Source organism: Hominisplanchenecus faecis (genome assembly GCF_020687205.1).
GTDB lineage: Bacteria > Bacillota > Clostridia > Lachnospirales > Lachnospiraceae > Hominisplanchenecus > Hominisplanchenecus faecis.
In genome coordinates, this window is sequence record NZ_JAJEQE010000087.1 from 1 (window position 1) to 3,462 (window position 3,462).

The 3,462-nt window shown below is 49.0% G+C and carries 5 protein-coding genes and 1 pseudogene; all 6 read right to left on the reverse strand.

Going from position 1 to position 3,462, the window contains the following annotated elements; all coding sequences use genetic code 11:
* Positions 1-206 (reverse strand): annotated as a pseudogene (locus LKD42_RS14785) (hypothetical protein); the annotation flags it as partial.
* A 58-nt stretch (positions 207-264) separates the two neighbouring features.
* Positions 265-1,218, reverse strand: a complete 954-nt coding sequence (locus tag LKD42_RS14790) for a recombinase RecT (protein WP_215659552.1) — start codon at positions 1,216-1,218, stop codon at positions 265-267.
* A 3-nt stretch (positions 1,219-1,221) separates the two neighbouring features.
* On the reverse strand, positions 1,222-2,127 hold the full coding sequence (locus LKD42_RS14795; protein ID WP_248836139.1) for a DUF1351 domain-containing protein: 906 nt from the start codon (positions 2,125-2,127) through the stop codon (positions 1,222-1,224).
* 12 nt (positions 2,128-2,139) lie between these two features.
* A complete protein-coding gene (locus tag LKD42_RS14800) occupies positions 2,140-2,793 on the reverse strand; it encodes a YqaJ viral recombinase family nuclease (protein WP_248836140.1) in 654 nt (217 codons plus the stop codon).
* Positions 2,790-3,146 (reverse strand): helix-turn-helix domain-containing protein, encoded by a 357-nt coding sequence (locus LKD42_RS14805; protein WP_248836141.1) that lies wholly within the window; start codon positions 3,144-3,146, stop codon positions 2,790-2,792. The genes LKD42_RS14800 and LKD42_RS14805 overlap by 4 nt, the downstream gene beginning before the upstream one ends.
* A 42-nt stretch (positions 3,147-3,188) precedes the next feature.
* Positions 3,189-3,404, reverse strand: coding sequence for a hypothetical protein (locus tag LKD42_RS14810; protein ID WP_248836142.1), 216 nt, complete (start codon positions 3,402-3,404; stop codon positions 3,189-3,191).
* Positions 3,405-3,462: the final 58 nt, after the last annotated feature.

Here is a 3,462-nt window from a genome sequence, read left to right on the forward strand (position 1 = left end):
TCATCCGAAAACCGTTTCTGTCCGTATTTCTGTTGGAAACAGGTCTTGATCAGGTTTTCGTACAGCACCGTCTTTTCAGGTGTTACGCTGCTCATTTTATCGCTCTTGCTGTTGTAGAATGTTCTCGCCCGGGCTTTGCCCTGCGGCTTGCCCGGTACGGTGAACGTGAATAACTTTGGTTTTTCGTTATTGTTCTGACTGTTCATTTTCTACTTCCTTTTTACGTAAGCGGCCATTCCGGTGAGGTCAACGGGATGGTCTGTTTTAATTATTGAAGAACATATCTTCCATGCTCATCTGTTCCGAAGCATCTGCCTCTTTTGGTGGTTCTGCTGCTTTCGGTACATCCGTCTTTGCTTCCGGGACTTCCCTGTATTCCTGCTCTGCCACCGGTTCTTCCTTTTTTACGGAATCGACATACTCAGCTTTTCCGTCCTCGTGGATCACTGCCATGTCCTTGTCCAGGGCGTTCTGCAGGTCGATGCTCATAATGCCCCATTTGCTGATGATCTGGCGGAGCATGGTCTTCAATGCCATGCTGTCAAAATCCTTGAACCAGAAAGAAGAATATTTCCAGAGGTCTTTTTCCGGGATCTGCCCGGCTTCCAGGAGTTCCAGCGATCTCGCCCCGCCATTCCCTCCAAACGCCTGGGAATACTTTTCGGCGTGTGCCAGCATCTTCTTCTTCGACCAGTACATTGTCTTTCGGAATCCGTTCTCATACTCGAACATGGCATAATAACCGGCTGTAGGTGTCTCGTCACGGATGATGTCATCCTCGATCAGGTTCACTTCAATTTCTTCGTTCAGGGGATCGTAGTGGAGAAGCTCCCCTTCTTTGATCGCCATGACGTTCAGGCGTTTGTAGTATCCGGAACGCACTGCCAGCTGGATATAACCCTTATACCCAAGCTGGAACTGTGCTTCCTTGCAGCCTTTTTTATTGTTCTTGAACGGGACCATATAGAACTGTCCGAGCTGTGGGGATGGTGAGAGGTTCAGTGCTTCACCGAGTAATGCAGCTGACAGGATGCTCTGGTTCGTGCATTCCTGCAAAGCCGGTGTTGTCTGTACTGCAGAAACGATGCTGGAGACGAATCTGGTGGCATTCTTGCCGCCGACCACGCTGTTGATCTGCTTCCTCACTGCTTCCTGGGACATATACGTTGCCATGCTGCTTCTTGTCTGTCTGTTTGCAAGACTGTTTGCTACTGCCATGTTTTATTCCACCTTTCCAAACTGAATGTTGTTGCGGATCAGGTATTCTCTCAGATCCATGATCTGTTTCTTGGTGCCGCGTACACGGAAGTCAAGTGTCCAGATCTCTTCCTGTACTTCTGTAGTGTTCTCTGCTTCCTGTGTTTCTGCCGTAGTTTTCGGTACTTCTGCCTTGCTGTCTTCTTTGTTTTCCGCAGTAGCGGATGTTTCTTCCTGCTGTACTGCCTTTCTGGATGCCTCTTCTTTTTTGGCTTTCTCCTCGGCTGCTTTTCTCTTTCGCTCTTCCAGGGCTTTTTCCATTTCTTCCAGGCGTTTTCCCTCTCTGAGTGCTTCCGAAAGGCTGTAGTTTTCTATATATTTCAGGACAGCCTTGTCACGGAAACGTTCCGGGAGTTCCTCAAGTGCTTCCATTTCTTCAGACATACGGTTGAACAGCGAATGGTAAGCGGTTTCCAGATGCTTGTCCGTGATGGATTTTTTATACATGCTTTCTTTTACTGTTTTCTCGAAAGGGATAACAGAACGAAGATCCCCGACATACAGGTCATAATATTCACGCATCTTTTCCGTTTTTTCGCTGCGGTACTTCTGCTCGATCTCGTACAGCCCGTCATCGATCACTTTGACCGCACTGCGTACTGGTTCCAGCACTTCCTTCACCTGTGCCTCAAATTTTTCATAAGGTGCCGCATAAAATTTCTTTACCTGCTTTCGTTCTTCTTCGAACGCCTTCACCAGTCTGTTCAGGGTCGCCCTGTCCTTACGCATCTCTGCGGTCTGGGAATCTGTATAGGCAATGGATGCATATTCCTGTGCCTTCTTCTGGATCTCTTCCTTCAACTCGCTGCTGTTCCACTGGATCTCCGGGAGCGTCCCCGGCTCCATCTTGGTCGTGATTCTTAATTCCATGTTTACCTCCTGTCATATCTCCGGCAGTATCCTGCCCGGTCTTATGTTGTGTGTTACCTGCTGCCAAAATTTCTTTTCTTCCTGCAAGAGCATCGCAAGGTCTTCTTCAACGTCAGAACGTTCAATGAAATAGTGGCGGACGGCTGTCCGCCTGTCTCCTTCCCAGTCCGACCGGATGTGTGCCCTCAGCACTGCAAACTGGTAACCTGTCACCAACAAATAGTGGAGCACCTGAATATAATAGTTATCCGGTATGCGGCCATCCCACTTGCCCCACTGTGCACTGTTCATGATGTTCGTGGTCTTGATCTCCAGGATGCCTTTTCTGCCTTCCTGGTCGGTCAGCTCGCCGTCAAGTGAAGCCTGCATGAAGGGATGTTCAACGCTCCGCAGGATGCGGTTCTCATGATAAAGCACCTTGTATTCTGGATAATCCAGGGAGAAGAGTCTGCGGATCAGAGGCTCTGCTTCCGTTCCGTATTTCACATACGGCTTGTCGGATATGTCCTCCGGCATCCGTTTCCCGGTTTTCTCCTCGAACAACTCCACGTTGCTCTTGTATGGGTTCAGCCCCAATATCGCAGCCGCATCTGAACCGCCGATCCCAAGCGTGCGGCTTTTCAGCCACGCCGCATGGTCGGCATTTTCAATGATCGTATAGCTCATTTATCTGTATTTACCTCGCTTTGTTTTTCTTCCTGTTCCCTGAGTTCTTTCAGGATCATGCTCACACTCCATGCAGAGCACTTCATTTCATCTGCAATCTTCGCATTGCTCCACCCTGCCTCGTGCAGTGCTTTTACCTTCCCCCGGTCTATGGTCTTTTTTTGTTGGGGGGCTTTTTTCACCTTTTCCGGCTTCGTCTCTGTTTCTGGAACCGGGATTTCCATCACCAGCAGCATCGTTGCTGCTGTTACCTCTCGGAAACTCATGCCGCCAATACATCTGGCAGCATATACCGCTTCGCCATTCCTGAAACGGTCTGCAGCTTCCTTGATGTCGATCTGTTTATATTTCACTTGATTTACCTCCTACTTTTGCCCTATAATTGAGCTGTGTTATTATTTTTTGTGTCCCGGATCGCCCGCCAAAGCACCGGGACTTTTTACTACCTCGAGTGTCGCTTTCTCAACGATCACCGATTCTTTCGTCTCTTCATTTATTGCATGCACATAGATGCTATTATGGTGCCAGATCCGGTACTTGTCCGAATCAATCCCGGCCAGTTCCAGGATGGCTCTGGCTTCCTGGTCTTTCCCTTCGCTTACTCCGATCATTTACTTTCCTCCTCGCCCTCGATAAGGCTGTCCAGAAGCTCGACCATTACTGGAAGTT